Annotated in this window: 30 protein-coding genes and 1 pseudogene; 4 read left to right on the forward strand and 27 right to left on the reverse strand. The window is 55.3% G+C overall.

What is annotated here, in order from left to right:
* Positions 1-5: 5 nt before the first annotated feature.
* From C7436_RS05760 to C7436_RS05800, 9 genes are all read right to left on the reverse strand, one after another.
* Positions 6-1,736, reverse strand: coding sequence for a putative 2-aminoethylphosphonate ABC transporter permease subunit (locus C7436_RS05760; RefSeq protein WP_121206989.1), 1,731 nt, complete (start codon positions 1,734-1,736; stop codon positions 6-8).
* Positions 1,737-1,785: 49 nt separating this feature from the next.
* Entirely contained in the window at positions 1,786-2,856 is a 1,071-nt protein-coding gene (locus tag C7436_RS05765) for a putative 2-aminoethylphosphonate ABC transporter ATP-binding protein (RefSeq protein WP_014420920.1), read from the reverse strand.
* Between the two features lie 89 nt (positions 2,857-2,945).
* Positions 2,946-3,950: a putative 2-aminoethylphosphonate ABC transporter substrate-binding protein gene (locus C7436_RS05770; RefSeq protein WP_228198070.1), complete on the reverse strand. Its 1,005-nt coding sequence runs from the start codon at positions 3,948-3,950 to the stop codon at positions 2,946-2,948.
* A gap of 135 nt (positions 3,951-4,085) precedes the next feature.
* Entirely contained in the window at positions 4,086-4,913 is an 828-nt protein-coding gene (gene phnX / locus C7436_RS05775) for a phosphonoacetaldehyde hydrolase (protein WP_014420918.1), read from the reverse strand.
* Between the two features lie 31 nt (positions 4,914-4,944).
* Entirely contained in the window at positions 4,945-6,096 is a 1,152-nt protein-coding gene (locus tag C7436_RS05780) for a 2-aminoethylphosphonate--pyruvate transaminase (RefSeq protein ID WP_014420917.1), read from the reverse strand.
* A 17-nt stretch (positions 6,097-6,113) separates the two neighbouring features.
* Positions 6,114-7,346, reverse strand: coding sequence for an NAD(P)/FAD-dependent oxidoreductase (locus tag C7436_RS05785; protein WP_121206991.1), 1,233 nt, complete (start codon positions 7,344-7,346; stop codon positions 6,114-6,116).
* Positions 7,347-7,444: 98 nt separating this feature from the next.
* Positions 7,445-8,173, reverse strand: coding sequence for a UTRA domain-containing protein (locus C7436_RS05790; RefSeq protein WP_113878846.1), 729 nt, complete (start codon positions 8,171-8,173; stop codon positions 7,445-7,447).
* Between the two features lie 176 nt (positions 8,174-8,349).
* Entirely contained in the window at positions 8,350-10,779 is a 2,430-nt protein-coding gene (locus tag C7436_RS05795; protein ID WP_121206992.1) for a metallophosphoesterase family protein, read from the reverse strand.
* A 231-nt stretch (positions 10,780-11,010) separates the two neighbouring features.
* On the reverse strand, positions 11,011-11,646 hold the full coding sequence (locus C7436_RS05800) for a glutathione S-transferase family protein (RefSeq protein ID WP_121206993.1): 636 nt from the start codon (positions 11,644-11,646) through the stop codon (positions 11,011-11,013).
* A gap of 146 nt (positions 11,647-11,792) precedes the next feature.
* Here C7436_RS05800 and C7436_RS05805 point away from each other — a divergent pair, with 146 nt between their 5' ends.
* Both C7436_RS05805 and C7436_RS05810 read left to right on the forward strand, forming a co-directional pair.
* Positions 11,793-12,749, forward strand: coding sequence for a helix-turn-helix transcriptional regulator (locus C7436_RS05805; RefSeq protein WP_121206994.1), 957 nt, complete (start codon positions 11,793-11,795; stop codon positions 12,747-12,749).
* Positions 12,750-12,823: 74 nt separating this feature from the next.
* Positions 12,824-13,306 (forward strand): VOC family protein, encoded by a 483-nt coding sequence (locus C7436_RS05810; RefSeq protein WP_121206995.1) that lies wholly within the window; start codon positions 12,824-12,826, stop codon positions 13,304-13,306.
* 72 nt (positions 13,307-13,378) lie between these two features.
* Here C7436_RS05810 and C7436_RS05815 read toward each other — a convergent pair whose 3' ends face one another.
* The 8 genes from C7436_RS05815 to C7436_RS05850 form a co-directional block, all read right to left on the reverse strand.
* A complete protein-coding gene (locus tag C7436_RS05815) occupies positions 13,379-13,675 on the reverse strand; it encodes an antibiotic biosynthesis monooxygenase family protein (protein WP_121206996.1) in 297 nt (98 codons plus the stop codon).
* A 103-nt stretch (positions 13,676-13,778) separates the two neighbouring features.
* Positions 13,779-14,276, reverse strand: a complete 498-nt coding sequence (locus C7436_RS05820; protein WP_023010739.1) for a PH domain-containing protein — start codon at positions 14,274-14,276, stop codon at positions 13,779-13,781.
* 193 nt (positions 14,277-14,469) lie between these two features.
* On the reverse strand, positions 14,470-14,889 hold the full coding sequence (locus tag C7436_RS19100) for a GFA family protein (protein ID WP_121206997.1): 420 nt from the start codon (positions 14,887-14,889) through the stop codon (positions 14,470-14,472).
* A 3-nt stretch (positions 14,890-14,892) separates the two neighbouring features.
* Positions 14,893-15,240 carry a hypothetical protein gene (locus C7436_RS05830; protein WP_121206998.1) on the reverse strand — a complete coding sequence of 116 codons (348 nt, stop codon included), beginning with the start codon at positions 15,238-15,240 and terminating at the stop codon, positions 14,893-14,895.
* Positions 15,241-15,338: 98 nt separating this feature from the next.
* Positions 15,339-16,007 (reverse strand): class I SAM-dependent methyltransferase, encoded by a 669-nt coding sequence (locus C7436_RS05835; protein WP_113878839.1) that lies wholly within the window; start codon positions 16,005-16,007, stop codon positions 15,339-15,341.
* 41 nt (positions 16,008-16,048) lie between these two features.
* A complete protein-coding gene (locus C7436_RS05840) occupies positions 16,049-16,957 on the reverse strand; it encodes an alpha/beta fold hydrolase (protein ID WP_228198063.1) in 909 nt (302 codons plus the stop codon).
* A 69-nt stretch (positions 16,958-17,026) separates the two neighbouring features.
* Entirely contained in the window at positions 17,027-17,623 is a 597-nt protein-coding gene (locus C7436_RS05845; RefSeq protein WP_121207000.1) for a glutathione S-transferase family protein, read from the reverse strand.
* Between the two features lie 172 nt (positions 17,624-17,795).
* Entirely contained in the window at positions 17,796-18,287 is a 492-nt protein-coding gene (locus tag C7436_RS05850; RefSeq protein ID WP_211329852.1) for a 2-thiouracil desulfurase family protein, read from the reverse strand.
* A 446-nt stretch (positions 18,288-18,733) separates the two neighbouring features.
* Here C7436_RS05850 and C7436_RS05855 point away from each other — a divergent pair, with 446 nt between their 5' ends.
* Together C7436_RS05855 and C7436_RS05860 are read left to right on the forward strand one after the other, a co-directional pair.
* Positions 18,734-18,925 (forward strand): CsbD family protein, encoded by a 192-nt coding sequence (locus tag C7436_RS05855; protein ID WP_113878835.1) that lies wholly within the window; start codon positions 18,734-18,736, stop codon positions 18,923-18,925.
* Between the two features lie 323 nt (positions 18,926-19,248).
* A complete protein-coding gene (locus C7436_RS05860; RefSeq protein WP_121207002.1) occupies positions 19,249-19,503 on the forward strand; it encodes a hypothetical protein in 255 nt (84 codons plus the stop codon).
* A 63-nt stretch (positions 19,504-19,566) separates the two neighbouring features.
* On the opposite strand, the gene C7436_RS05865 is transcribed toward C7436_RS05860, so the two are convergent.
* The 10 genes and pseudogenes from C7436_RS05865 to C7436_RS18860 all read right to left on the reverse strand — a co-directional run.
* The gene (locus tag C7436_RS05865; RefSeq protein WP_121207003.1) at positions 19,567-20,022 is read right to left on the reverse strand and encodes a host attachment protein; all 456 of its coding nucleotides are present in this window, start codon (positions 20,020-20,022) and stop codon (positions 19,567-19,569) included.
* A 341-nt stretch (positions 20,023-20,363) separates the two neighbouring features.
* Positions 20,364-20,462 (reverse strand): annotated as a pseudogene (locus C7436_RS18915) (AAA family ATPase); the annotation flags it as partial.
* A gap of 107 nt (positions 20,463-20,569) precedes the next feature.
* Complete coding sequence (locus C7436_RS05875) at positions 20,570-21,034, reverse strand: GNAT family N-acetyltransferase (protein ID WP_121207004.1); 465 nt, start codon at positions 21,032-21,034, stop codon at positions 20,570-20,572.
* 101 nt (positions 21,035-21,135) lie between these two features.
* Positions 21,136-21,384: a hypothetical protein gene (locus tag C7436_RS05880; RefSeq protein ID WP_121207005.1), complete on the reverse strand. Its 249-nt coding sequence runs from the start codon at positions 21,382-21,384 to the stop codon at positions 21,136-21,138.
* Between the two features lie 80 nt (positions 21,385-21,464).
* Positions 21,465-21,800 carry a hypothetical protein gene (locus C7436_RS18680; RefSeq protein ID WP_147423428.1) on the reverse strand — a complete coding sequence of 112 codons (336 nt, stop codon included), beginning with the start codon at positions 21,798-21,800 and terminating at the stop codon, positions 21,465-21,467.
* Between the two features lie 112 nt (positions 21,801-21,912).
* Complete coding sequence (locus C7436_RS05885; protein ID WP_121207006.1) at positions 21,913-22,155, reverse strand: hypothetical protein; 243 nt, start codon at positions 22,153-22,155, stop codon at positions 21,913-21,915.
* A 124-nt stretch (positions 22,156-22,279) separates the two neighbouring features.
* Entirely contained in the window at positions 22,280-22,714 is a 435-nt protein-coding gene (locus C7436_RS05890) for a hypothetical protein (protein ID WP_228198064.1), read from the reverse strand.
* A 66-nt stretch (positions 22,715-22,780) separates the two neighbouring features.
* The gene (locus tag C7436_RS05895) at positions 22,781-23,119 is read right to left on the reverse strand and encodes a DUF2750 domain-containing protein (protein WP_121207007.1); all 339 of its coding nucleotides are present in this window, start codon (positions 23,117-23,119) and stop codon (positions 22,781-22,783) included.
* Between the two features lie 102 nt (positions 23,120-23,221).
* On the reverse strand, positions 23,222-24,019 hold the full coding sequence (locus tag C7436_RS05900) for a hypothetical protein (protein ID WP_121207008.1): 798 nt from the start codon (positions 24,017-24,019) through the stop codon (positions 23,222-23,224).
* A gap of 164 nt (positions 24,020-24,183) precedes the next feature.
* Positions 24,184-24,420: hypothetical protein (locus C7436_RS18860; RefSeq protein WP_211329853.1), on the reverse strand; the 237-nt coding region annotated here is incomplete at its 5' end.

Raw genomic sequence — 24,420 nt, forward strand, 5'->3', positions numbered from 1 at the left:
GCCGTTCATTCGGTGCCCTGGCGCCAGGCCCGCGTAGACCGATCCACCCAGAAGCGCAGGCCACCCTGAATGAGCTTCGCGGCAGCACAAGTGGTGGTTATCAGGATCGCCATGGCGGCGGCGGGCGCAATGTCTCCCGCTTCATCCATGTTGAGTACCGCGACAGAGGCGAGTTGTGAATCGTGACCGTACAGGAAGACCACCGCAGACACCGTGGTCATGGCGTTAACGAAAAGGTAGAGCGCAACGTCAAGAATCGCCGGCAGACACAAGGGCAAGGTCACGGTGAACAGGACCCGCCAGCGAGACGCTTTCAGGGACTCGCCCACCGCTTCGAACTCCTGATCAAGCTGCTTTAACGCCGTTACCGCCGTCAGGTGGGACACCGCGTAAAAATGGCTCACGGTACACAGAATCAGAATAAACAGCGTGCCGTAGATCCCGTTAATCGGGTTATCCGGATGATTAAAGAAGAAAATATACGACAACCCAAGCACCAGGCCAGGTACCGCCAGCGGCAACAGCGACAGGAACTGAAAAACACCGGTCAGCAGCCTCGGCTGGGGTGTGCGCTCCATCAGCCAGGCGTTGAAGAAAACCAGCAGTGTCCCGATTACCATGGTGCCCAGGGCCATTTGCAGGCTATTGGTATAGGCGCCCCAGCCACCCCCGTCCATACGGCCGAACTGATAGTTGTTCAGGCTCAGTTCCAGATTGTACGGCCAGAAAGTCACGAACGAGGCGTAGACAGCCATACCGATAATGGCCAGGATGAACAGGATCGTCGGCGCCAGCATAACAGCACCGATGACATCCCTCCTGTGGTCCCGGCGCGGCCGGTAAGGAACCGAACGCGCGGTAAAGCTTGCCGATTGCTTGCGCTGCACATAGCGGTCGGCCAGAAAGGCCAGCATGGCGGGCAGCAAAAGCAGCACGCTGACGACGGCCCCCATTTCAAATTTCTGTTGCCCGATCACCTGTTTGTAGATGTCGGTAGCCAACACGTCGAATTGCCCGCCAATCACCTTGGGCACCCCGAAGTCAGTGATCACCAGAGTGAAAACCACAAACGCGGCACTGACCAGTCCATAACGGGCACCTGGCACCGTCACGGTCCAGAAGGTGCGCCAGGGGCTCGCCTTCAACGCGGTTGCGGCCTCATAGTGCCGACCATCGGCATTGTCCATTGCCGTCAGCAGAATCATCAGTGCATGGGGAAACGTCCAGAAACAGGACCCCATGATAATACCGATGGGGCCGTAGATTTCGGCACCGAACAACCAGCTTTTCAGGACACCCTGATTCCCGAACAGATACACCAGGCTGATCGCTGGCAACAGAGAGGGCGCCAGTATCGGCAGCACCAGAACCCCGCGGATCCAGCCGGTCATCGGCAGGCGAGTTCGTGTCAACGCCCAGGCCGCCATAAACGCCAGACCGACCACCACCAGGGTGCTCAGTCCCGCAACCCAGAGGGAGTTGAAAAACGCCGATTCGATGCCGCCGGAACTCAGATAATGGGCAAAGTTGTCGAGCCCGACAAAGTCACCGGCCTTGTTCTCCACACTCTTGGACAACAGGGTATAGAGCGGCGCCAGAACCAGAAGGCTCAAAACCGCGCAGCCGAGCACCAGCAGCAACGCAAACAGCCAGCGCCCGGTGACACGCTGCCGGAGTTCCGACAAGGCCCCGGCCCTGCGTGAGGGCGAGGTTAAAGGTACAGAGGAATCCATCATGAAGGTCTTACCAGGGTGAAACGAGGGCATCGGGTTTTCGCGACCTCTTTCAGGCCGCGAAGCAATGCAAGGCATCAGACGGCAGGTTGAGACAGACTGCACCGCCCACCCGCAATTCCAGTTGTCGGGCAGAGCGCGGGTCTACGTCCACCACCAGGTCCAGTTCCACGCCATGCAGCCGGACGTGGGTGCGAATAAAGGCCCCCAGGTAATCCATCGCCTGGACCTGGCCTTCCCACTCACCGTCGCCCTGCGGCAGGAGATGAACATCCTCAGGCCGAATCGCCAGACGAATGCCGTCCGGCGTGGCCGGTAGCGGCCTGACCAGATCCAGCTCCCGATTGCCGAGGCGAACACGTTGCCCGTTCACTGGAGCGCTGTCGAAAAAGTTCATTGCCCCGATAAACGACGCCACAAACGCCGAAGCAGGCTGTTGGTAGATGTCCAGGGGTGTTCCCACCTGTTCAATCACCCCGTTATTCATAACCACCACTCGGTCTGCCATGGCCAGGGCTTCTTCCTGATCGTGGGTTACCATGATGGTGGTAACGCCCAGTTGCTTCTGCAGGCTGCGAATCTCGCTGCGAAGGTGGTGGCGAACTTTCGCATCCAGAGCTGAGAGTGGCTCATCGAGAAGCAGCAGGCCCGGGGATGGCGCCAAGGCTCGGGCAAGCGCCACCCGTTGCTGCTGGCCACCGGAAAGCTGCGCGGGATACTTGCGGGCGTGATCCTCCAGCCCGACCACGGCCAGAAGCTCGTCTACCCGATCACGAACCCGGGCCTTGGGCATACCGATGCTACGCAGTCCGTACGCCACATTGTCGGTTACCGTCATGTTCGGGAACAGCGCGTAGGACTGGAACACAATGCCGAAGTCACGATCCCGGGGCGGCTTTTGCGAGATATCGACATCGCCCTGTCGGAGCGTGCCGCAGCTCTGCTGTTCAAGCCCGGCAATAATGCGAAGCAGGGTCGTCTTGCCACATCCGGACGGCCCCAGAAAACACACCAGTTCACCGGGCTCAATGGTGAGATTGATATCCTTCAAGGCACAAAACTCGCCGAAGAACTTGTTTACGCCCCGGACTTCCAGACGACTTCCCTGGGTATGCTGAATCATGGTACCCCCTGCTTTTCTGATATCTGCCCGGGCACACCAGAACGGGTGCCCGGTCGCACAGGCCGGGGCTGGGCCCGGCTCCGAGCGGATTACTTGGCTTCGGATTTGCCGTCGTAACGACGCGCCCACTCGGTCAGAATGGCTTCGCGATTACTGGCGGCCCAACCGAAATCGTTGTCGATAATCAGCGCTTCCGCGTTGGCGGGAAAATGTTCCACCGGCTGTGCCACACCTGGCATCGCTACAATGGCGTAGCCTTCGTTGTACATCTCCATGGCCTGGCGGGTGATTGACCAGTCGACCAGAGTCTGGGCGGCTTCCAGTTTGTCGGTGCCGTCAACAATGGCGGTCGCTTCAACTTCCCAGCCCAGCCCTTCTTCCGGGAACACCAATTCAAGAGGCGCGCCCTTCTCTTTCAGACGAGCACCACGGAAAGCGAAAGACACACCAATCGAGGTCTCACCCGAAGCAGCCATTTTGCAAGGCTTGGAGCCGGAGTGCGTATAGCGACTGATGTTCTGATGCAGGCCGTCCATGAACTCCCAGCCTTTGTCTTCGCCCATCAACTGGAGCCAGGCTGAAACGTCCAGAAAACCGGTTCCGGAAGAGTTCGGGTTCGGCATCACAACATGGCCCCGATACACCGGATTGGTCAGATCCTGCCAACTGGTGGGCATGGGCAAATTGTTCTTCTCAGCCTCGATGGTGTTGACGCATACCGCCGCCATCCAGGCATCCATGCCCACCCATGAGGGAGTCTCATCGCGGTCACGGAACTTCGGCGACAGTTTTTCCAGCCCTTCCGGTGCATAAGGCGTCAGCATGCCCTCGTTCTTCAGCAACAGCAGGCTGGTTCCCGCCAGCCCCCAAACGACATCTGCCTGCGGGTTTTCTTTCTCGGCCAGCAGTCGCGCGGTGATGACACCGGTGGAGTCGCGAACCCAGTTGATCTTGATGTCCGGGTGGTCTTCATTGAATCGGGCGGCATACTTCTTGAGATCTTCCGCCTCAACCGCGGTGTACACGGTCAGTTCGGTCTGGGCGTTGGCGTTAACGGCCGCCATCAGGGCGGCCAGGGCCAGGGCTTTTTTCAGGTGTTTCACGCTACTCTCCTTTTACGGCATCAGTTCGGTTAGGCTTTCTGGTCTATACCAGATTCGCTAACCACCACCTTAGGGACATTTGATTGCAAAGACGTGACAGATCAATGACGTTTCCTTGTCGGTCCCTCAGGGGCGCTCTCCCGCTGCCAGACGCCTCTCGATATCGCGGATAACGCCCGGCAGGTCCTGTATCGAATCGATGACATAGTGGGCTGCCGATCTCGCCATCACCTGGCGACCACGGGCCAGCAACGCTTCGCGATCGTTCTCCGGAAGGGCGTAAAACTGAGCTTCACTCAATCCGACTGAATTACCGGAGGCCACTACGGCCACCGTCCACATACCCGCATTCAGACCTTCCTCAATACCCGTCCCTGTGTCGTCCACTTTGACGCAGGCCTGAACTGCGCCAATGCCCAGCTCGAGTGCGTTTTTCAGGCTCATGTGGGGTGCCGGCCTACCGGCCGGCACTTCTGTCGCCACAACCACGCTTTCCGGCATAAACCCCTGATCCGCGAGCCCCGGCAGCATAACGTTCACCATGTCTCGGCTATATCCGGTGTTCACCCCCAACCTGATGCCTTTTTCACGAAGCAGATCCTGAAGCGCCAGAGCACCCGGAATCAGTGTTGCCCGTTCCGCAATCGCCGCGGTCTGAAGGGGCAGAAATGCCTCATATAGGCGATCGACATCAGCGGCCTCCGGCGCCTTACCATGAGCCTCCAGCCATTGGCTCCGAATGCGGGGCATCGCCAGCAAACAACGGATATGCTCACGCTTTTCGGTCCCCATGGGCTCCCGGGCTTCGGTTTCGGAGACATCAATGCCCTCGTTCCGGAAGAGCTGGAGAAAGGCCTGAATCGGTGCCAGTGAACCGAAATCCACGCAGGTTCCGGCAAGGTCCATAATCACCGCTTGCAGAGGACCGGTGTAACGACGGGTGTAACTGTGCATAACGCTTCTTCCTTTTGCGATCAGAGTGAGATCATTGGTTTTCAAGATTGTCTGGCGCAGCAGCCGGAGGGGGTACCGGCACCGGCATTCCCAGCGACTGACAGGCATCGGCAATCGCCGCCACCACTGCATCAATCTGCGGATCATGAAGTTGGCCAATACAGCCAAGCCGGAAGCTCTCCGCGACCGTCAGCTTGCCGGGATAGATCAGGAAACCTCGGGCCTTGATGGCCTCGTAAAAACGGGGAAAATCGAAATCCGGGCTGTCTGGAGACAGGAAAGTCGTAATGATTGGAGACAGCCATTCATCGGCCAGCAGAGTCTGGAATCCTAGCTCGCGAAGGCCCGCCACCAGTCGGTCGCGGTTTCGGCTGTAGCGGGCAAGACGACCGGCCACACCGCCCTCGGCCTCGTGTTCTCGCAGGGCCTGCAAAAAGGCGGCGACCACGTGGGTCGGCGGCGTATAGCGCCACTGCCCCGTTCTTTCCATGTACCGCCATTGGTCGTGCAGATCCAGCGACAGGCTGTGGCACTGCCCTTCGGATTCAGACAGCAGGGTCTTGTCCACTATGGCAAAACCGAAACCCGGCACACCTTCAAAGCACTTGTTAGCGGACGAAATCAGCGCCGCACAGGGTAACTCCGCCACGTTGACCGGCAACGCGCCAAACGCGCTCATACTGTCGATAATCAGGCGCTTGCCAGCCTTTTCACAGACCTCGGCGATTTCAGGAATCGGGTTGAGAATGCCCGAACTGGTTTCGCAGTGGACGACCACCACCTGATCAATCTCCGGGTACTGTCGAAGTGTCCGTGCCACCTCGTCACCCCGCGGCGGATGGTAATCTCCTTTGTCGATGGCCAGGCATCGACGGCCCAAGCGATCAAGAATTTTGCTGATTCGCTGTCCATAGGCTCCGTTCATCAGTACCAGCGTGGTGCTGTTCCGGGGAACCAGCGTGCCCAACGTGGCCTCCACCGCAAAGGTACCGCTACCCTGCATGGGAACGCACACATGACTATCCTGGCCACCGGCCACACGCAGCAGACGCGCGCACACCTCTGCGGTCAGTTCATTAAAGTCGTTATCCCAGGAGCCCCAGTCGTGCAACATGGCCTGCTTCACAGACAGACTGGTGGTCAGCGGACCGGGGGTCAGTAAATACGGATCGTTCGGGGTCATTGGAGTCTCCAACGGAATTAGCCAGTGCGTTTGCGGGCTCGTGCCGCAGCACAGCGGTGGATAAAATCAGAATCAAAGGGATCAATGGCGCCAAACCGGTCCAGGCGAAACGGCTCGGAAGTGACGAAGGTCGGCTGGCCGGCTATCAGTTCGCTGATGAATCGACCAATGCCTCCCGACATACCAATGCCGGCACCGGAACAGCCGGTTGCAGCGATAAAACCCTGAATGCCGGGCATGGGGCCTAGCAGGTAGAAGCCGTCCGGGGTATAGCTGGAAACGTTGCTGACGTATTGGGCCAACCGGAGTTCGTCCAGCAGGGGAAGCTGAGACCGCAGTGACGCGTACCCGTCCTCAAGGGCGTGCTCACCCGCTGGATCGGTATCGAAGCGGAAACCCTGCAGACTCTCGGGCAGGGCCGCCGGGTCTGCAACCACGGCCTGAGCCTCCCGAAGACCGAACAGCAAACCGCCCACGTCTGGCCGCGCATAGGCGCCACTGTCGGGCAATATCGTCATCGGGCCATGGGCAGGAATACGAGCGTCAGGTGCGGATATCCAGTAATGACTGCGCACCGGCGCCATGCCAAGGTGAACACCCACTTGCCTGGCCAGAGCCGTACTCCAGGGGCCGGCGGCATCAACCACCAGGCCGGCCGAGAGCACCTCACCATGCTCGAGGCGAACACCCGTTACCCGGCCACCCTGCATCAGCAGGTCGCTGACACTTTGCTTCAGACGAAACCGAACACCATGGCGGCGCCCCTCAGCGGCATAAGCCATGCACAACGAATAAGGATCAATATAGCCATCGTCCGGCAACCAGAGGGCGGCAGTATCGGGTGTCAAATCAAGCCACGGAGCCAGTTGCATGGCATCCTGCACGGCAATCGCTTTTGCAGTCACGCCGGCCTCTTTTGCTCGCCGGGCTGTCTCTTCGAGCTGGCGCAGCCCGTCTGGTCGCGCAGACACCTGCAGACTGCCAACGCTTCTGAGCGGTAAGGGCTCACCGCTGCTCTGCCCCATTTCCTCAATAGCGCGAAAGGTTTCCATGGCCAAAGCCGTCAAGGCCGAATGCGGACGGATACGGGTAAGAAGCGCAGCCGCGTAGCTGGTGGTCTGCTCTCCCAGACCGTGTCGCTCAACCACGGTGACGCTGAGGCCGGGTAAACGACTGAGATATCGGGCAATCGCGCATCCGAGGATGCCGCCTCCAATAATGACGACATCCGGATGATGGGGTGTGGGCATGGTAGCTCCTCGCTCATCTGGTATAGACCAGTTTGACGAGGAACTGTGACGGTTTTATGAAGACCCGATGACAGTCCGGAGACGATCTGCCGGAGTGGTCAGCTCACTTCAACCTGAATACTCAAGGCATCGTGCAGCCAGAACTCTTCATCGAACTCGATAAAGCCTCCCTGACCGTCCTGACTGCAACGGGTGACATAGAGCCCTGCGGTACCAGCCGTTACACCGATGGCACTCGCCTGAGGATCCACCAACGCCGTGGGATACATTTCAATTCGCTTACCCTTCAGTTCCACGCCGTATTGCTCACGGAGAAGTTTCCAGAGCGAGCGGTTGAAATCGTATGTCTCAATGCCCGGCAAGCGGGTTGCATTCAGGTAAATGTTCTCAACCAGCACTGGCCGGCCATCAATCTGACGGCGCCGACGAAGCCAGATCACCGGATCGCCGACAGCCAGGCCGGTTTTTGTGGCAAGCCAGGCATTGGCCTCGGTCGCGGTGACATCCAGGGTTTCGGTTTCGGGCACTCGCCCCTGAGCGGCAACGTTGTCTGAGAAACTGTAATCGTGCGTTGGCTTATAGATCAGCCGGGGCGGGGAAACAAACCAGCCACGGCGATTGGAGCGGTAGATCTTTCCTTCTGCTTCCAGTTGCGCGAGCGCGAGACGGGTGGTGACGCGGGTAGTGCCGAATTGTTCGGCCAGGATTCGCTCGGAAGGTAATCGGGTATTCGGGGTCAGCACTCCCTTGTCAATCTGCCCCGCTAACTGATCTCGCACCCTCAGATAAAGCGGCAGGGTACCCTCCGCAAACGCTTGCTGCTGCATACTCCGCTCCTGTCACCCACAAAACCTGCCACGCTAAGCCGGCACTGTGACGACAGTATGACAGAGCACGGGCGAAGGGCGTAAGTTCCTGAACCCGGTACGTTAAAACAAGAAACCCCGGGCCACATCGGCGGCCCGGGGTTTCGGTCAATTGCTTTTCAATGAGCAAAGATCGCTCAGTACAGCAAACTCAGCGACACGTTATCAAAGTAAACGTCGTTGTCGTTGCCGGCCTTGCGCTCACCGCCAATGTGCACCACCACGCTGCGGACACCGGCCGGTAAAAAGCCCTCTATTGACTGGGTTTCCCAGCTCTTGATGGAGGCACTGGTACGCTCCGGCGACTGGTTCCACGCCACCGGTTGATCGTTCGCGTCGCGCAATTCAATCCTTAGTTCCGGTATATCATCCGCCGACCAGGTGGTCATTTGCGCCGAGAGATCCAGATACACCTTGCCGGCGTCGATATCCTGTCCATAGGACGAAATATCCACCTGCTGGAACGCCGAATCCGTGCAGCAGTCGCCAGGCAGTCCCTGACCGAACCCACGGCCCGCGAAATAGTAGTCGCCCTCGGCCGCACCAAAGCCCCCGTTGTTGTTGGCCGTGATGGCACTGACCAGTCCGCTCGACAGCGTCCAGGCCGACAGGTCTCCGGCTTCTGCATCACCATTGGTCAGCAGGTTCGGGGTGCGGGTGCCGGCCAGGCTGAAACTGTAGCCCTCACTCCAGGACGACCAGTTCATCTGCGAGTCTCTCACCCGGGCCCGCCAGTAATAGGTGGTGCCGGGTTTCAGCCCCAGAGTGGGCCTTGGCTGTCCGCCGTAGGCATCGTAGGAGGAAACGTGCGTATTCTGAGAGGCAAACCGTTTGTTCCAGCGGTAGTAGTCATCCCCCCCCGGACGGACGGTCTTCAGGCTTAACAGCGCCGACAGATTCAGGCGGAAGATATCGGCGCCCTGCTGGGTATCAATGGCTTCATAGCCCTGATATTCATCACCGCCCACCTGAGTGGCTTCATCATAGAACAGATTGTGGCGCCGGGTTTCGTTACCCCATACGTCAAACACGACCCCCTCGAACTGCTCATTCTCGGAGATCTGCCATTGCACTTCGTGCACCTGCTCAGGCGCTCCCACGTTCACCGCCAGCTGAATATCCGTGGCCGGCAGCTCACCCGTTCCCGCGGTTGCCTGCGGCAGGTTGTCATTGCGTTTACTGGCGAAGGTTACCTCATCCACCACCTCAAATTCGGTATCACCGTCATACCCGCCTTTTTTCCGCTGCAACGTCACCGAGGCGTCCGCTCCAAAACGGTACGTCAGCACGCTGTAACCAAACTCGCTACGGCTGACCTCAAAGGTATCGTAGTCGCTGATCTGATTGTTCTGATGATCGGCGTTGTCGAGTGGTTCAATGTAGCCTGAGGCACTGGCTGCGTTGAGCCACAGGTGCGGCGTGTTTAACGACTGCCCGCGGGAATAGGAATGAGTGTGCCCGAAGAAATGGCCGGTGACCGCACCGGTGCGGTCGCTGTATTTTTCCAGCTCTGACACCATTTCGCAGGAACCAATGCTTTCCCCCACATTCCACATCTCAGACAGGCAGCCGTGATGGAACATGCCCATCACGAAGGTCTTCTGCTGGATTTCGGCATCAAGCAGCGTTTCCCGCAGCCATTGGCGCTGAACCGCCAAGGTCTCACGATTGAAACTGCCGTGGGCGCCCGAAATCGGGTAGCTGTCCAGCCCAATCAACCGAAGGTCCAGATAATCGATGAAATACCAGTGATCCTCATAGCCCACCGATCCGTTTTCCGGTGGCGACATGTAAGTTCGATACAGCTCCAGCTCCGCATTCGAGTAGTAGTCATGGTTACCCGGAACCGTAATCAGTGGCACGTAGGGTGTGATATCTGCCATTCGCCCGAACAGTTGGTCCCGCCAGTTGGAACGGTTGCCGCCGGTTTGTACCACGTCCCCGGAGATAGTAATGGCAGCAATGTTCTCGGCACAGGTCTCGGGCTGAGTACCGTTGCATTCCTCGGTCATGAAACCGTCTGTCACCACATTGTTCAGCACCACCTCGTAGATCTCCCGATCCAGCTGGGTGTCACTGATCGCAATGAACCGCGCCTGCTCAACATCGTCGCTCGCATCTGGCCAGGTTTTGAAGGCAAAGGCCTGTGTCACCCGCCCCACTCCGCCTGCGTCGTTCGTCAGCACGTAGTATTCGTACAAACGATTTGACTCGAGCCCCGACATGACCGCCCGATACACCAGGCCATCCTCGGAGTGAACGCCAGCGTCAATCTTCTGAAACTCGTCCGAACTGCCGAAAGGACGCACCCACACCTGCGGCTGCGTGTTCTCGGTCTCAAACATCACCGTCATGGTATCGCTACCCGGTGCCTGCAAATACGGCCTGACAATGAATTCGGGGGGCTGCTCTGCCGCAGGCGCCGGCACCACCACAGGGTCTGGGTCGCCCGGCTGCTCAGTGCCAGGGGCCGGAGTTGCGTCAGAACTCGAACTGGAATCGTTACAGCCTGTCAGCAGCAGGGCCGAGGCACCGGCTGCCAGCAGTATGCGGTAGGGGGAAGACATGAGACTCTCCTTTTTTTTGGTATATACCAGTTTTGGTACCTACCAAAATAGAGGGAGAAAGTGTCAGTCCTGTGATTATTGTGTTGCGGTCACCTTAAAGATTCATGACAACTGGTACATACCAGATACGCCCTTGCAAACTCTTCCGGTAATGCCTGTAACCGTGCCGGGCCGTCACAAGCAGGCCTGCCCGGCACGGTTATCATGCCCCGGATATCAGAGCCGACAAAATCAGACCACTGCGGCTTTGAGCTGCTCTGCCAGTTCGTCGTCCAGTGCGTTGGCACGTTTGGCCGCTGGCCGGCTTTCCAGTCTGTCGGTGTACTCCCGGAACACATCGAGCCTGGGGATGTTTTCCTGCATCATTTCCCACCAAAGGTAACTACTCACCAGCACATCTGCAGCCGTGAACTGATCACCGCAGATATAGGGAGTTTTTGCCAGCGCTTGTTCCAGTACCTTAATACTGTCGTTGACTGGCCCACACCCTACAGCCTGCTCGTTGCTGCTATCGATCCGCCAATCATAAGCGATGGCGCTGCTCGCCATTTCAAAAGGCCCCGCCATAAAAAACAGCCAGCGGTAATACCCGCCACGCTCCGGTGCGTGGAGCCCGGGAGCCAGATTCTTTTCCGGGAACCGATCGGCCAGCCAGGCACAGATCGCGGCGACTTCAGTCACCACCACGTCGCCATGCTTGATAGCGGGCACCTTGCCCATCGGGTTAATGGCCAGGTATTCCGGCCCTTTCATATCCCCGCCAAACTCCAGTGTTTTCACCGTATAATCGGCGCCCACTTCCTCCAGCATCCATCGAACCACGCGCCCACGGGACATGGGATGGGTATAGAACGTCAGATCTGACATATTGATCTCCTTTTCCTGCCAGTTGTTTTCATGATTGTGTGTACTGCAGCGCCAGCTTATGCGGCAACTAGGCAAGAATCCGTCCTAAATAAATGAAATAATTCGTGGCATCATCTGACGGCTGATTCAGCTCCCCGGAGGCGCCCATGTCTGGCCCAACCACCCGTGTATTGACTGTTCTGGAACTACTTCAGGCTCATGGCCAGTTGGGCGGAGGGGAGTTAGCGCAACGGCTGGGCGTAAACCGGCGCACGGTTCGGCGCTACATCCGGATACTGGAGGATCTGGGTATTCCTGTGATGACAGAACAGGGGCGCTACGGTGGGTATAGACTGGTGGCGGGCTTCAAACTACCGCCGATGATGTTCACCAACGAGGAAACGCTGGCGATCTCGCTGGGCCTGCTTTCCGCGAAGCAACTTGGATTGACCGATGCAGCGCCCGCCATTGCGAGTGTTCAGGCCAAACTGGAGCGGGTAATGCCCGACAAGCTGAAAAGTCGGGCTCGGGCCATCAGCGAGACAGCCAGAGTAATCCTGCCGCGCAAAGAGCCCAATCTGGATGAACATGCACTGGACACACTGACCACTGCCACAGAAACCGCTCGTTCAGTCCATTTCATATACCACGCTCCACAACACTCGGAAATGGAGCGGAAAATCGACCCCTACGGCCTGGTCTTCAGACAGGGGCGCTGGTATGTCACGGGGTTTTGCCATCTCCGATCGGCCATGCGCTCATTCCGATTGGACCGAATCAGCGAGGTTCAGCTGCTCGCAGACCGCTTCACACGGCCTGCAGATTTTGATGCCGCAGAATTCCTGCACCAGAGCTTCATGGCCTGGAACAATACCCACGCGGTATCCCTGACCTTTCATACCGATCCTGCAACGCTAGCCTCATTATTTGATCCCGGCGAATACTGCCGTGATGGCATTCAGCAAACTGCCGATGGGCTTTTGATGGAAACCCACGTCGACAGCTTCGAGTGGTTCGCCAGCTGGCTCGCCCAGCTGACCTTTGCTTTCACCATTCATTCCCCTGCTGAGCTCAAACACGCGGTAAAGGCGCACGCCACTCGCCTTCTGGATAGTTGCCGATAGCCGTTGTCGATTTCGACCATTCCCAACCGACTAGACTCATAGACACAAACCAAACGTCCAGGAGGGTTATTGCCATGACACATCCGAGAAATACCATTTGCCTCTGGTTCAACGGCCAGGCTGAGGAGGCCGCTCAGTTTTATACCAGCATCTTCCCCGATTCCTCAGTCGGCAGGATATTGCGCGCACCCGGGGATTATCCCGCCGGATCCAGGGGCGACATCTTAACGGTTGAATTTACGGTGCTTGGCGTTCCCTGTCTTGGGCTCAACGGCGGCCCCGCCTTCCAGCATAACGAGGCCTTCTCTTTCCAGATTGCGACTTGGGACCAGGAAGAAACAGATCGCTATTGGCATGCCATAGTCGATAACGGGGGCGAGGAAAGTGCGTGCGGATGGTGCAAAGACAAGTGGGGACTTTCGTGGCAGATAACCCCTGTGGCCCTTACCGAGGCGATCAATAACCCGGACCCCAATGTTGCCAAGCGTGCCTTCGACGCCATGATGACCATGGGAAAAATCGATATTGCTGCAATCGAGGCAGCGGTTGGCCCCTGAGAGCCACACCTGGATCAAGTGATGGGAGCAAGAAACGCCACTGGCTGGTCGATTGACGCTTTGCAGCCAGAGCTAACGGGTAAAGTCTTCGACTTCCTCATAGTGCATCACTGAAACGCGCTCCCCCAGTGCCCGCATGCCGACCATCTGCGCAGGGTTTTCCCCGCTCCAGAATACTTTCCAGCTTTCCACGGAATCCCATTTCGCGACGGTGAGCACCTCGGTTTTGTCCTCAGGACTGCGGAGCATAAAGCTACCCAGGGCTCCGGGCACGGTTTCATGGATATGGTTGGTGGTGCGAACCCAAACCTTCTTGAAGTCCGCGAAGTTCTCTTCCTTAACTTTCCAACGATAAACAACCCGAATCATACTGCCTCCTGCAGTTCCCTGGAAATCCCGAGGAGCTTTTGGTCATTCAGGAGTCCTGAGCGGCCACTGCACAACCTTTTTAAACCCGTCCACGTGGATTTTACTAGACGTCATATCCCATGCTCTCGATCTTATCGAGCAGCAATCCATGGCCGTTTAGATAGATTGAGATTCTAATCGTCCTCCCATGGCGAAAACGAAGAACGTACCAATGCAGATGCTTGTTAAAGCTTATGCTTCTTAACTCACTCCACGTAAACCGCCGTTTACCCTGCCAAAGGCTTTGAAACGTCAGAGACTCATCATCAAAGCAACCTCTGGTCCAGATCACCTCGGCCCATCCATAAATCGCGAAGGCGCCAAACATCTCCAACATCAGGATGATGGGGATATCCTGACCGCCATGGTCAACAAAAAACAACAACCAGAGCATTCCTGCCGCAATCAGCGTAGACGCCAAGCTGGTCAATATAAGGAACCAACCGAAGAAAAGCTTACCGCCGGTCTCAGCAGTTGATGATCTCTTTGCCGCATTGCTGACGATATAGTAGGTCAGAAAACTACCCACCACGCTGATTACAATCTTAGCCAAGACTTCCATGTTTGCTTTGAATCCAAATAGTTACAGGCGGTAAAACCCTGAGATCACCTTCAGCGGCTAAATGCCCCCGAACCTGGAGATAGAATTACCACTTACCTACCCCGCTGTTGCCAAGCGTGCCTTCGGCACCAGGATGACCATGGGAAAAATCGATATTGCTGCTATCAAAAAGCTCAGTGGAGGCTAGAACGGGCTACAACATACTATCAAGCGTTTCCAAGCTTTCAGGCCCGCCGGCCAATCGCACACACCGAGCCGATTCTTCTTCCCAGGATGCAGCAGACTCTGTGTGAAGATGAACAGATATCTTCGACGTAAGAGTCTCTTCCATCAATCCAGCAGGAATCCAGACCATCCCGCTGTCCCTCAGACTATTAGGAACCGGACTGCCACAGACCGAGCAAAAATCGCTTCTGAACCCACTGGGCTTCTTGTAACTGCGTATACCGCTCTCACCGGAAACCCAACGAAAGGCATGCTCATTTACAAAAGTTGCGGCATTCGCCGCCGCTCCAGTGGCTTTTCGGCAGAGCGAACAGTGGCACTGATAGAGGTTTCGGATTTCCTCTGTGATTTCAAACTTTACACTTCCACAGAGACATTCGCCTTTCATAGATCATTCCTTTCGCCAGCTACCCCGTTCCCGGACTAATACCTCATCCCGGTTACGTATAACTTCAAGCAGTCCATCCTGATGCACGTAGTACGTGGTATTTCCATTCTCAAACTTATACCCGAGAAAACGGCAGGGAGTATCGCCGTCGGCACAGAGTGTGTGCCAGGAACTCCCTTCCAGCATGATGCTATTTCCTGTTGCCTTGCTTGTACTGTGATAGGTCATTTGGTTGCACGAAACCTCGCCTTCAGCGCAGCGAGATTCTATATTGATAATGAACCTCTCTGTTGCCGGCTCCGCCGCCGAGGCAGAAAACGAAAAAAAAGCGATGACAATGAGCTTTTTCATATGCGGCTTAACCCGTTGATTACGAGGGGCCTCTCCCAGTTCTGAACTCACAGCATAGTCTTCAGTTATTCATAAAATTGCGGTGTTGCTCTTCTTTTTTATTCCACTACGACCAGAAGAGACAAAGGCAGCTCCGTGGATGGGTGACGAGGCTCGGTTAGTTCTATGATGGAGTAACCGCAGTCCCGGAACAACGCTACCCAGGAGCCGAGCGTGCGAAAGTACCAGGGCATGGATTGCCATGTTCCCGGGAAATCCCGAAAATCCTCATTGCGCCAACCGTCGAGATAGGGGCCGCTCACCGACCAGGGATGCACCGTCTGCATGACCATTCTTCCCCGAGGAGCAAGCAACGGCCGTAGGGCCCGCAATAACCCGGCCACGTCTTCATGGAGGATCGCGAAGTTCACAGACACCACATCAAAGTTGTGGCCTATCTTCCGGGCATCGTCGACAAGCTCAGAATAGGTACAGACGTGGAATCGTCCTCCCCCAAGGGACCGGGCTGCTTCAATCAACCCGGGGGAGCCATCCACCCCGACGCAGTCAACACCATGACTGGCGAGCGCCCGTACCAGCCAACCTTCTCCGCACCCCAAGTCAAGCACCCGCCTTGGATGTTGGGCGAGCACGGCGTTGATCATGGCCTGGTCAGTCACCAGGCGGCGACTCTCGATATCGCCGTCACGGACCGCCGAGGTCCAGAGTTCGGCATTCGTTATCCAGCTTTGCGCCAACTCGGATGGTTTATTGGAGCTGCTGCTCATTCAGAATTCCCGCGTGCCACCAAGCATGCCCTGCCCGGCAGTTAAATGGGTTTACTGCCCTTTTCCTCGATCGAGTCAATGGCCTGCTTCAAAAGCTCATTGAACGCCTCAGGCCTTTCCAACATCGGGAAATGGCCAGCGTCCTCAATGTACATAAGCTGGTAATCATCAATGTGTTTTCTATTCTCTTCCACCGCTGTCGGCCACAACCTGGCGTTTATCGAGATGACGGGAACCCTGACATCATCAAACGCAGTGGCCGCTTCGCCAGTGACATATCGCCCGAGATAGTTTCGGAAAGCGTTCAAGGCAATGGCCTTTGGCGCAGAAGACATATCTTCTTTCACCCAGGCAACCAAGGGCTCATCGGCACCTTCAGGAAACATAGGTGCGACAAAATCCTTTGCCGCCGTCGTAAAGTCAGCTTCAAAGGGCTGAGCCATTTCTTCAACGACACTTTGGGGAATTCGCTCCGCAACGTTCTGCAAGGTATCAACCCCTATCACACCAACAACTCTGGCCGGCATCAATCTGGCTGCTTCGGCAATCACCGCACCGCCCATCGAATGCCCTACCAGAATCGCACGTTCAATGCGCTCTTGATCAACAATGGCCTTCACATCGTGAGCGAAAGCCACCATCGAATAATCAGAGCGGCCAACCGATGAGTGCCCATGGCCCGCCAGATCAACCGTAATTACCTGATAATCGCCGGCAAACGCCGGTATTTGTTGCTGCCAGTAGCGTCCATCACAACTCCAGCCGTGGATAAACACCAGAGCCGTTTTTCCACTCCCGACCACGTCATAAGCGATTCGTTCTGAGTCAGAAGACAAGGCGACCTTGTGCCTGACAGGTATCTGGTGAGAGGCACAGCCTGTCAGCAGGAGGAAAGACAACACAACCAACACTATCGATCTATGCATAAACAATCCCTTTGGTTCATACAAGGCTGTTGTTAAGCGCCCGACGCGGGCATCCGGTTCACTGGATTGGAAAGCTCAGAAAAGCCAATGGCCTCAGGCCATCGGCTTGAAATCTGGCAACGAAGCCACCCGGTTCAGCCATGCCAGAATCGCCGGATAGTCTGCCAGTTCAAAGCCGCCCTCGTGAGCTACGTGGGTGTAGGCATAAAGCGAGATGTCTGCCGTGGTCGCATGCTCGCCTGTGAGATAAGGCGTTTTCTGAAGCTGCTGCTCCATCACTCGCAACGCTTTGTGGCCGCCGGCTTGCTTCGACGCATATTCCTCTGCTCTGTCATCAGGCAGCCCAAGGTATTTATTGATGAAGCGGGCTACCGCGATATAGGGCTCATGGCTGTATTGTTCGAAAAACTGCCACTGCAGAATGCGCGCTTGAGCCAGCCCACCCTCGGGGTAAAGCGTCGACCCGCCTGTCAGAAAGTTGATAATGGCGTTGGACTCGGAAAGCGTCTCGCCCTCATCGAGCTCCAGCAGAGGTATTTTGCCATTGGGGTTCTTTCGCAAGAACTCGTCGGACCTGGTGTCACCAGCCAGAATATCGACCTCAATCCACTCGTGGTCGATGTTCAGGAGGTTACACACCAGCTGAACTTTGTAGCAGTTGCCGGATTTGGCATCACCGTAAATTTTCATCTGCTCTCCTTACCGTGCCCCACCGGAGCACCCGATGTAAGCTCCAGTCCGGAACGAACTACAATAGAAAGCTCTTCAGGAACCGGTTTCGTAGTCTTTCAAATGATCCCGTACTCATTGCCATCACTGGTTCCGAACACTTTGCCGAAAACTTGCTTCATAACGCCCACCATCACGCACTCGTCGCGTGGATGGCCTTGTTGGCATCCGCTATCTCATGTTGGCTAAACACCTGAATACCATGCCGACGCAGCAACGCGGCCGTAACCCCGATGCCAGGAGTCCGATTACCTGAAAAGCTACCATCATAGATGAAAGAGCTGCCGCAAGAAGGACTGGACTCAGCCAGTACGGCTATCTCAATGTTGAACTTTTTGCACAGCTCCAAAGCAATGGAGGCACCTGCGATAAAATCATCGGTGACAACATCTCCGCCTTTTTCAAAAACGTCAGCTTCACCGTCTAACACACTGGTTCCGCTACCTCCGAAGATCTCCGCAGGTTTCCTGGGGATACTCATCCCGGCCTCCACTTCCGGGCACACGGAAACGATCCGGCCTTCAGATACCCACTTCTCCACAAGTTGATCGTGTACCGAAAGGCTTCCACCATCGTATCTGACCTTTTTCCCTAAAAGGCATGCACTCATCAATACTTTTCTCAAATTACTAGCCCCTCAGGGTTGCGGTTCTAATGCTGAAATAAGCAGGGCCCTGACAAGGGCGTCCGGTGGAGGCTGGGGTGTGACATGTGTATCGGGGTAAGTCCAAACCAAGCCGCCGTGGGTCCAGATACCGTGACATTAGGCTGAAACCTAAGGATAAGGTATACCAAAACCTTCGCCTTACGGGAAACTTACACTTTCCTAATCAAAGTATAATTCCGTTTATTTTCAAATACTTAAAAACTATATACATAAGCTCACCCGAACGATAGCCGGGCCATTCATTGTCACAGTTTTGTTTGTGTGCCACGTTAAAAACCGAAGGAACGCAGTAATCACAGCAAATTGGCATCACGTTAGTCGATGCCAATCTCCATGCACTGAAGTTCTGGCCTTCGGTCCTGCATCCAGGGATCTACTCAGGGGCCAACAATGAGGAGGATGCTATGAATAACGACATTTTGGAAGGCAACTGGAAACAGCTGAAAGGTAAGGTGCGCGAAAACTGGGGTAAATTAACCGACGATGACGTGGACCAAATCGGCGGTAAAAGAGAGCACTTTATCGGCAAGCTTCAGGAAAAGTACGGCATGAAGAGAGACGAAGCAGAGAAAGAATGGGACAAGCTCACTAACTAACCGTCGTTTTTATTCTTGAGCCCGGGCCGATGGTGTGACGTATGCCATCGGCCACTCGCTGCTCCCCTTCCCCCTTCCAAACCTAATCTAAGCCCTCGCGGACGTTGAGATTGTGCATTGGCACAACCGGGAATTTCCAACTCTGGGTGGACCTGATACGGGGTCAGGGTCATTGTGGCAGCGCGCCAAAATACGTCTGAAGCGGTTCTAAAACCCTCCGTGGAAACGGTGTAGAACCCACACCCGGATTGAAAGAACCTCGTTTCGCCCCACGTGAAACGACTATCCCCCAAGAACTGATATGCAGCGAAAGGAGGCAAACCATGGTAAATGCGAACGAATGGAAATCCGAGCGTGAAGGCTATGATGCGGCATGGGCCAAATACCAGAATGTGGCAGAACGGATTGATGCCAAATATGAAAGCCTGGACAGCGGTACCCAGGATCAGACGCCCGCGCAGGAGGATTTATCCGAATTGCAGGAAGCCTGGGAGGAACTTGAAAACGCTCGGCAGCGGCTAGGCGAATATATGGACGAATTTCACGAGCGGCATGTGGCGCAAGGGAAAAGCATGTAACGTCGCGTCAGTAGGCCAAAGCCACCCCGGTTTTACCAGGGGTGGCTTGTTCTGGCGTGAGAGTTATAAGTCAAGGTGCTCGATAATAGAGTCAGTCTCCTGTCGCACCAGGTCTTTGTCGATAGACTTCACCACCGCCGCCATACAGTCTTTGCTTAATTGGTGGCGCAGGACCCCCAGGAACTCCGGGGGCGCAATGAGAACGAGATTATCAAAGTGGCCTTCATGGCGGGCCTTTTCGAGTTGTTCGCTGAGTTGTGCGGCAAAACGCCGTTCTTCAGGGTCTTCAGAGGGTTCACGGTCATAGCTTTGGTAGCCGCCAACACCACCATGATCGCTTCCCGGCCGGTCAGAATAGCGTTCCGAGTCTTTTTCGCGGCCCTTTTCATGCTCTTTGGTCACAACCTCATTTAGCACTTTTACAGGCGTGACCGCCTGGAAAAGCCTGGCTCGGGAACTATCTGCCACCAATACGTAAAGTGTTTCCTGCGCGAGCGGCTTGTCAGCGTCTTGGTTCATGGCTTTGCCCTCGTAGTCTGTGTGATTTCACCCTTCAAAGTAGCAGTCATCCTGATGGCGTCAAAATAGGGCAATTCCGTGATGGTGGCAGGCCACGGTTTACTAGACGCTTGATAGTGTTATGAAGTACTGCCTTTCGAAGTCCACCGGTGCCAAGGTACAAAAGGCCCTCGTAGCTCTGAGTGTAGGGGTTGTCTTACGTGCCAGTTAACGCCGCCAGCACGCGGCTTTGTATCAAAGGCGTAGCCGCAATGGATGGGCCGTCGCCGTGCCTTCGATCTCCCTGAAATCACAGCCCGCTTGACATGCCACATCACGCCAAGCTTGCCTGAACTCTTCTTCGAATCTATGCGTAGAAAAACAGCGCCCTTTCGCTCAGCTAAAGCTCTTGAAACTTCTGTTTTTCCTGTCCCGGGTAGCCCTCCAAATATATACAGCATGAATAGGTTGCTCTCTCCTTGAAGACTAACGCTGATGGTAACCAGCGCCGGAGCGCAGCGGAGGGAACCAAAAGCGGTACGCTTTTGGCGCCCGGTTGAGCGCCTTGTTACAGGGTGATTCGATAGTATCGGCCATGCTCTCCATCCTTAGATCCGCTATGTGTGGCTTGCCAACCCAATTTCTCAGCTACCCTTTTACTGGCAGCATTTTCATCCGCAATGAAAACCTGGACAGTCTCTAAATCAGTATCCGCGGCCAATTTTTGAACTGCCAACTCACACGCCCGGACAGCTATGCCGTTACCCCAGAACTCTGACCTGATGAAGTAGCCAAAATCTAGAACGCCATCTATCTGCTTAACGCCGCAGAACCCGATGAATTCATCAGTCTCTGCCTCTGCGACAACGAACCGGGACGGATGAGCGAGCGCACTTTCGAACCATGACCCAGCCTCATCTTCGGTCAGAGCGCGGCGGGGGCCAAGAAACCTCATTACCTCAGGATCACGAAGCATGGCTACTACAGCCGCTTTGTCTTGATGAAGAAGTTCCCTCAGTTTCACCGCAGTCATAAGTCTGAATTCACTGGATAACGCCAATAATATGCGACGCCCGACTAGGGCGTCCGGTGGACGGTCGATAGGCCGGGACGAACTTAATTGATTGGTTATATTTACTCTTCGTCCATGGCCTTCAGTATCTGATGTGCAAGTTCCCTGGCTTGGTCTCCGCTTAGTGAGACGGGCAAAACTTGATAAGACAGAAGACTCTTCGCAACGACCTTCAAACCCACGCCTTTCTCTCCGTTCTTAAGCACCAGCTCGACGAGATCAATGCGTTGTTTCAGGGGACCCTTTCCCAGAGCATTAACCGCTGCTAGCTTGCCGATATTCCTGCCTCGATAAAGGCTGAACAAGCCCATAACCGCTCCCTAGGAAATATAACGCCAGTGGTAAGGGATGCCGACTGAGTGGAGCGTAGTTGGCGTCCCTTACCACCTTGTTATGCCTCAGTCCGAATAAATTTTTCATAGCACTCGCAGCAGAGCCAAGTGCGACCTTCTATGGTGTAGCCTTCATCTGACTCAGGATCATCTGTTTCGTGCAATGACCACCAACATATTTCGCAATGGTCGTGATTCCAACCATCCTCAACAAGCTCGGTATATTCCGGACGATAGCTTTGGCCGACGTACTCTGACGTTTTACCTTTGGATACGAGAGCGGCTCTGGGCAGCCACTTCCGCTTTACCCATAGCTGCGCCCGAGCCCATTTTATTTGCTCATCAATATCGGAAATTTTCCACTCATCGCCATGTATGGATACGTACTCGTCCATGTTTTCACAAGGCATAACGCTTGCAGCATGCGCGCCTATGGAATGGAGCCGAAGGCGCAATGTAGTAGGCGTCGCCGTGCCTGCACTGGTTATGTGGTTGTTTCACCGAGGTTCACGAGTCGATACCAATTAACGAATCGATGCCTTCATCCCTGATAGTCGCTTTAGCCTCATCCAGTGCTGCAGCATCTGTATCAAACTCGTCATCCCATACGGTGGAGTTATTGAATTCATCCACCACTTCGAGAATCCAGCCACCAGTATCACCGCGGTAGATCTCGACTTTGACCGTTTTCCCCTCAGCTGTCAGTTCTTGGCAAAGAGGGCTTATTTCGACTTCAAAATCATCTTCCATTGACTATCTCCGAGGTGGAATCTTTGTACACATAACGCTGAGCTTAGCGGCGCCCTTGTAATGGAGGCGAAGCCGCAATGTAAAGGGCGTCCGGCGGCCATCGGCCGCGTACTACAGCGACTTGTTAATTGGATACCTCAATGTACCACTTGGGCTTGATGCGCCCGAAATCCCGGCGAACGTTTGATTTCAGTATCTTTTTGGAGTCGAGCACCTTTGCCTCGCCATTTTCTCGGACAAACAAAACCCAGTGCCAAAATGGCTTGCCCTGCTCTATTCGCCATTTAATGGCGAGAAGGGCTTTGTCTGGCAACTGGTCCCAAGACTCGAATGGTGTTTCTTTGGGAGAGACGGAGATACCGAAATCTCGCAAAAGCGTTCGGACGTACTCCGTGTCGGACCAAAGTGATGTGTCTGATGCGTGAATACCAAGAACGCTGGCTCTATTTTTGGCCTCAGCATAGCTGAGACCCGCCAGTGCAGCAGATGCCGCAATGCCACAACCAGTCACTTCTTCTTGAACGACAACTTCCATATCTTTACCAATTAACGCCAGCAATAAACGGCGCCCTGACAAGGGCGTCCGGTGGAGGCCCATCGGGCTGGAACGAATTTGATTGCCTTGTTACGTTCTAAGTCTGGCACGGAGGTCCTCGGCTGTGTAGGTGAGAGACTCTTGGCCGTAGCGGGGCGAAGCCAAAACATCGACGATTTGTAGACTCGACGAACCCAACCAGGCAGCACCCAGGAAATTGCTCATCGGCACGAACACCGGGAAGAGCCCTTTTTGGCTCAAATTCTCGGCGAACACTTCTGCTTTTTCTGCTGATGACCAGACAGGAAGACCCCTGCCACCCTCCGCTTGTAGGGCATAAAGCGATTGGCCTGCCATTAGCACCCAAACACCGTCTTGCTCCTGAACAGAGGTGATAAATTCGCGATCACCGATGACTTCTACATTCATTCAAATACTCGATGCTTTGTCGACGACGAAACGTAACGCTTGGCTTTGCGGCGCACCGGAGCGCTAGCGGAGGTGCGTCCGACAACAGCCTCTTGTTATAGCTTATCTCAACTTTCGCTTCAGGCTTTTGAGTTCCGACTGAGCCTTCTGAAGCCAAGCCGGAACTGCCCTGTCAGAATTCTCGTACACGTAGCTCATGTAGTTGACTGCGTGTTCGGTCGGTGTAAAAGAATTCGTTTTAAAAAGCTTTATTGCAAAAGATACTCTATCGACTTCCTCATTCGAGAGATTGAGTTTCTGTTGCATGTGCATGACGATATTGCGTTCTTCGACCAAATCATCAATCTGTTCTCGCAATGTGCTTGATGATTTGAGAGGGGCGACATCGAAGATTTGCGGGACTAGCTGAAACAATTTAACGCGAACAGGAATTTTCAGATCTTGTGGCACTTGATCTGAGAGGACCTCTCGGCTTGGCTTATCGGGCCGCTCGATAATAAGGCTAGATGGCTGGCCATTTTTCTGACCGAAAATAGCTATCGATTTGTTAGCCCAAGACTCCAGTGCGCTGACGGCAAAAGTAATAGCAGTCATTGAGTTTTGACATGCCTGAAAGAACTTCGCGTGATTGTTTTCGCTAATCTCGACTTCCACTATCTGATCGTCTTTGTTTTTCGAAGTTTCGACCAACTTTTTAATTGCCTGTGCCTTGCCCGCTGCTTCGAGCGAGTTAAACAACATTAAAGCTTCAAATTCTGGTGGCGGCACCCGCATCGCGAATCCATTAAACCTACCTTGCTTTGAGACACAGATAACTTTCGCACCCGCCTGCGCGATTCTGCCAAAAACGTCAGCGTCTTCTTTTAGCCTGATGTTGTTGTCTTCAAGAAGGTGCTTCATGGGTACCTATAACGCTGAGGTAACCGGCGCCGGAGCGCAGCGGAGGGAACCAAAAGCGGTACGCTTTTGGCGTCCGGTTGACCGCCTGGTTAGTGGCCGGTCACCACCAAGGTCTCCCTTGGCACCTAACGCTGAATGCCCTCTCCCGAACAGCTTGCACCACCTCAACGGATGGCGAAAGGAACCAGAGCGCAAACCGCACCAACCCTCTTACCATTTGAACTGGACAGCCCCGCGACTGGGGCTCGCCGTGAATAACTATGCTGCGGGTGATGTTGGTAACCAACCCCGACAGCAACTTTTCCGGCCTTGGCCATCACCTGCCTAAGCGGCTTCGCAGCCAAACCCGGTGCCAAGGCCTTTGCACTGAGCCCGCCAAAAATGGAGACGGCCTGGGCCAA

The organism is Marinobacter nauticus (assembly GCF_003634635.1).
Classification (GTDB): Bacteria; Pseudomonadota; Gammaproteobacteria; order Pseudomonadales; family Oleiphilaceae; genus Marinobacter; species Marinobacter nauticus.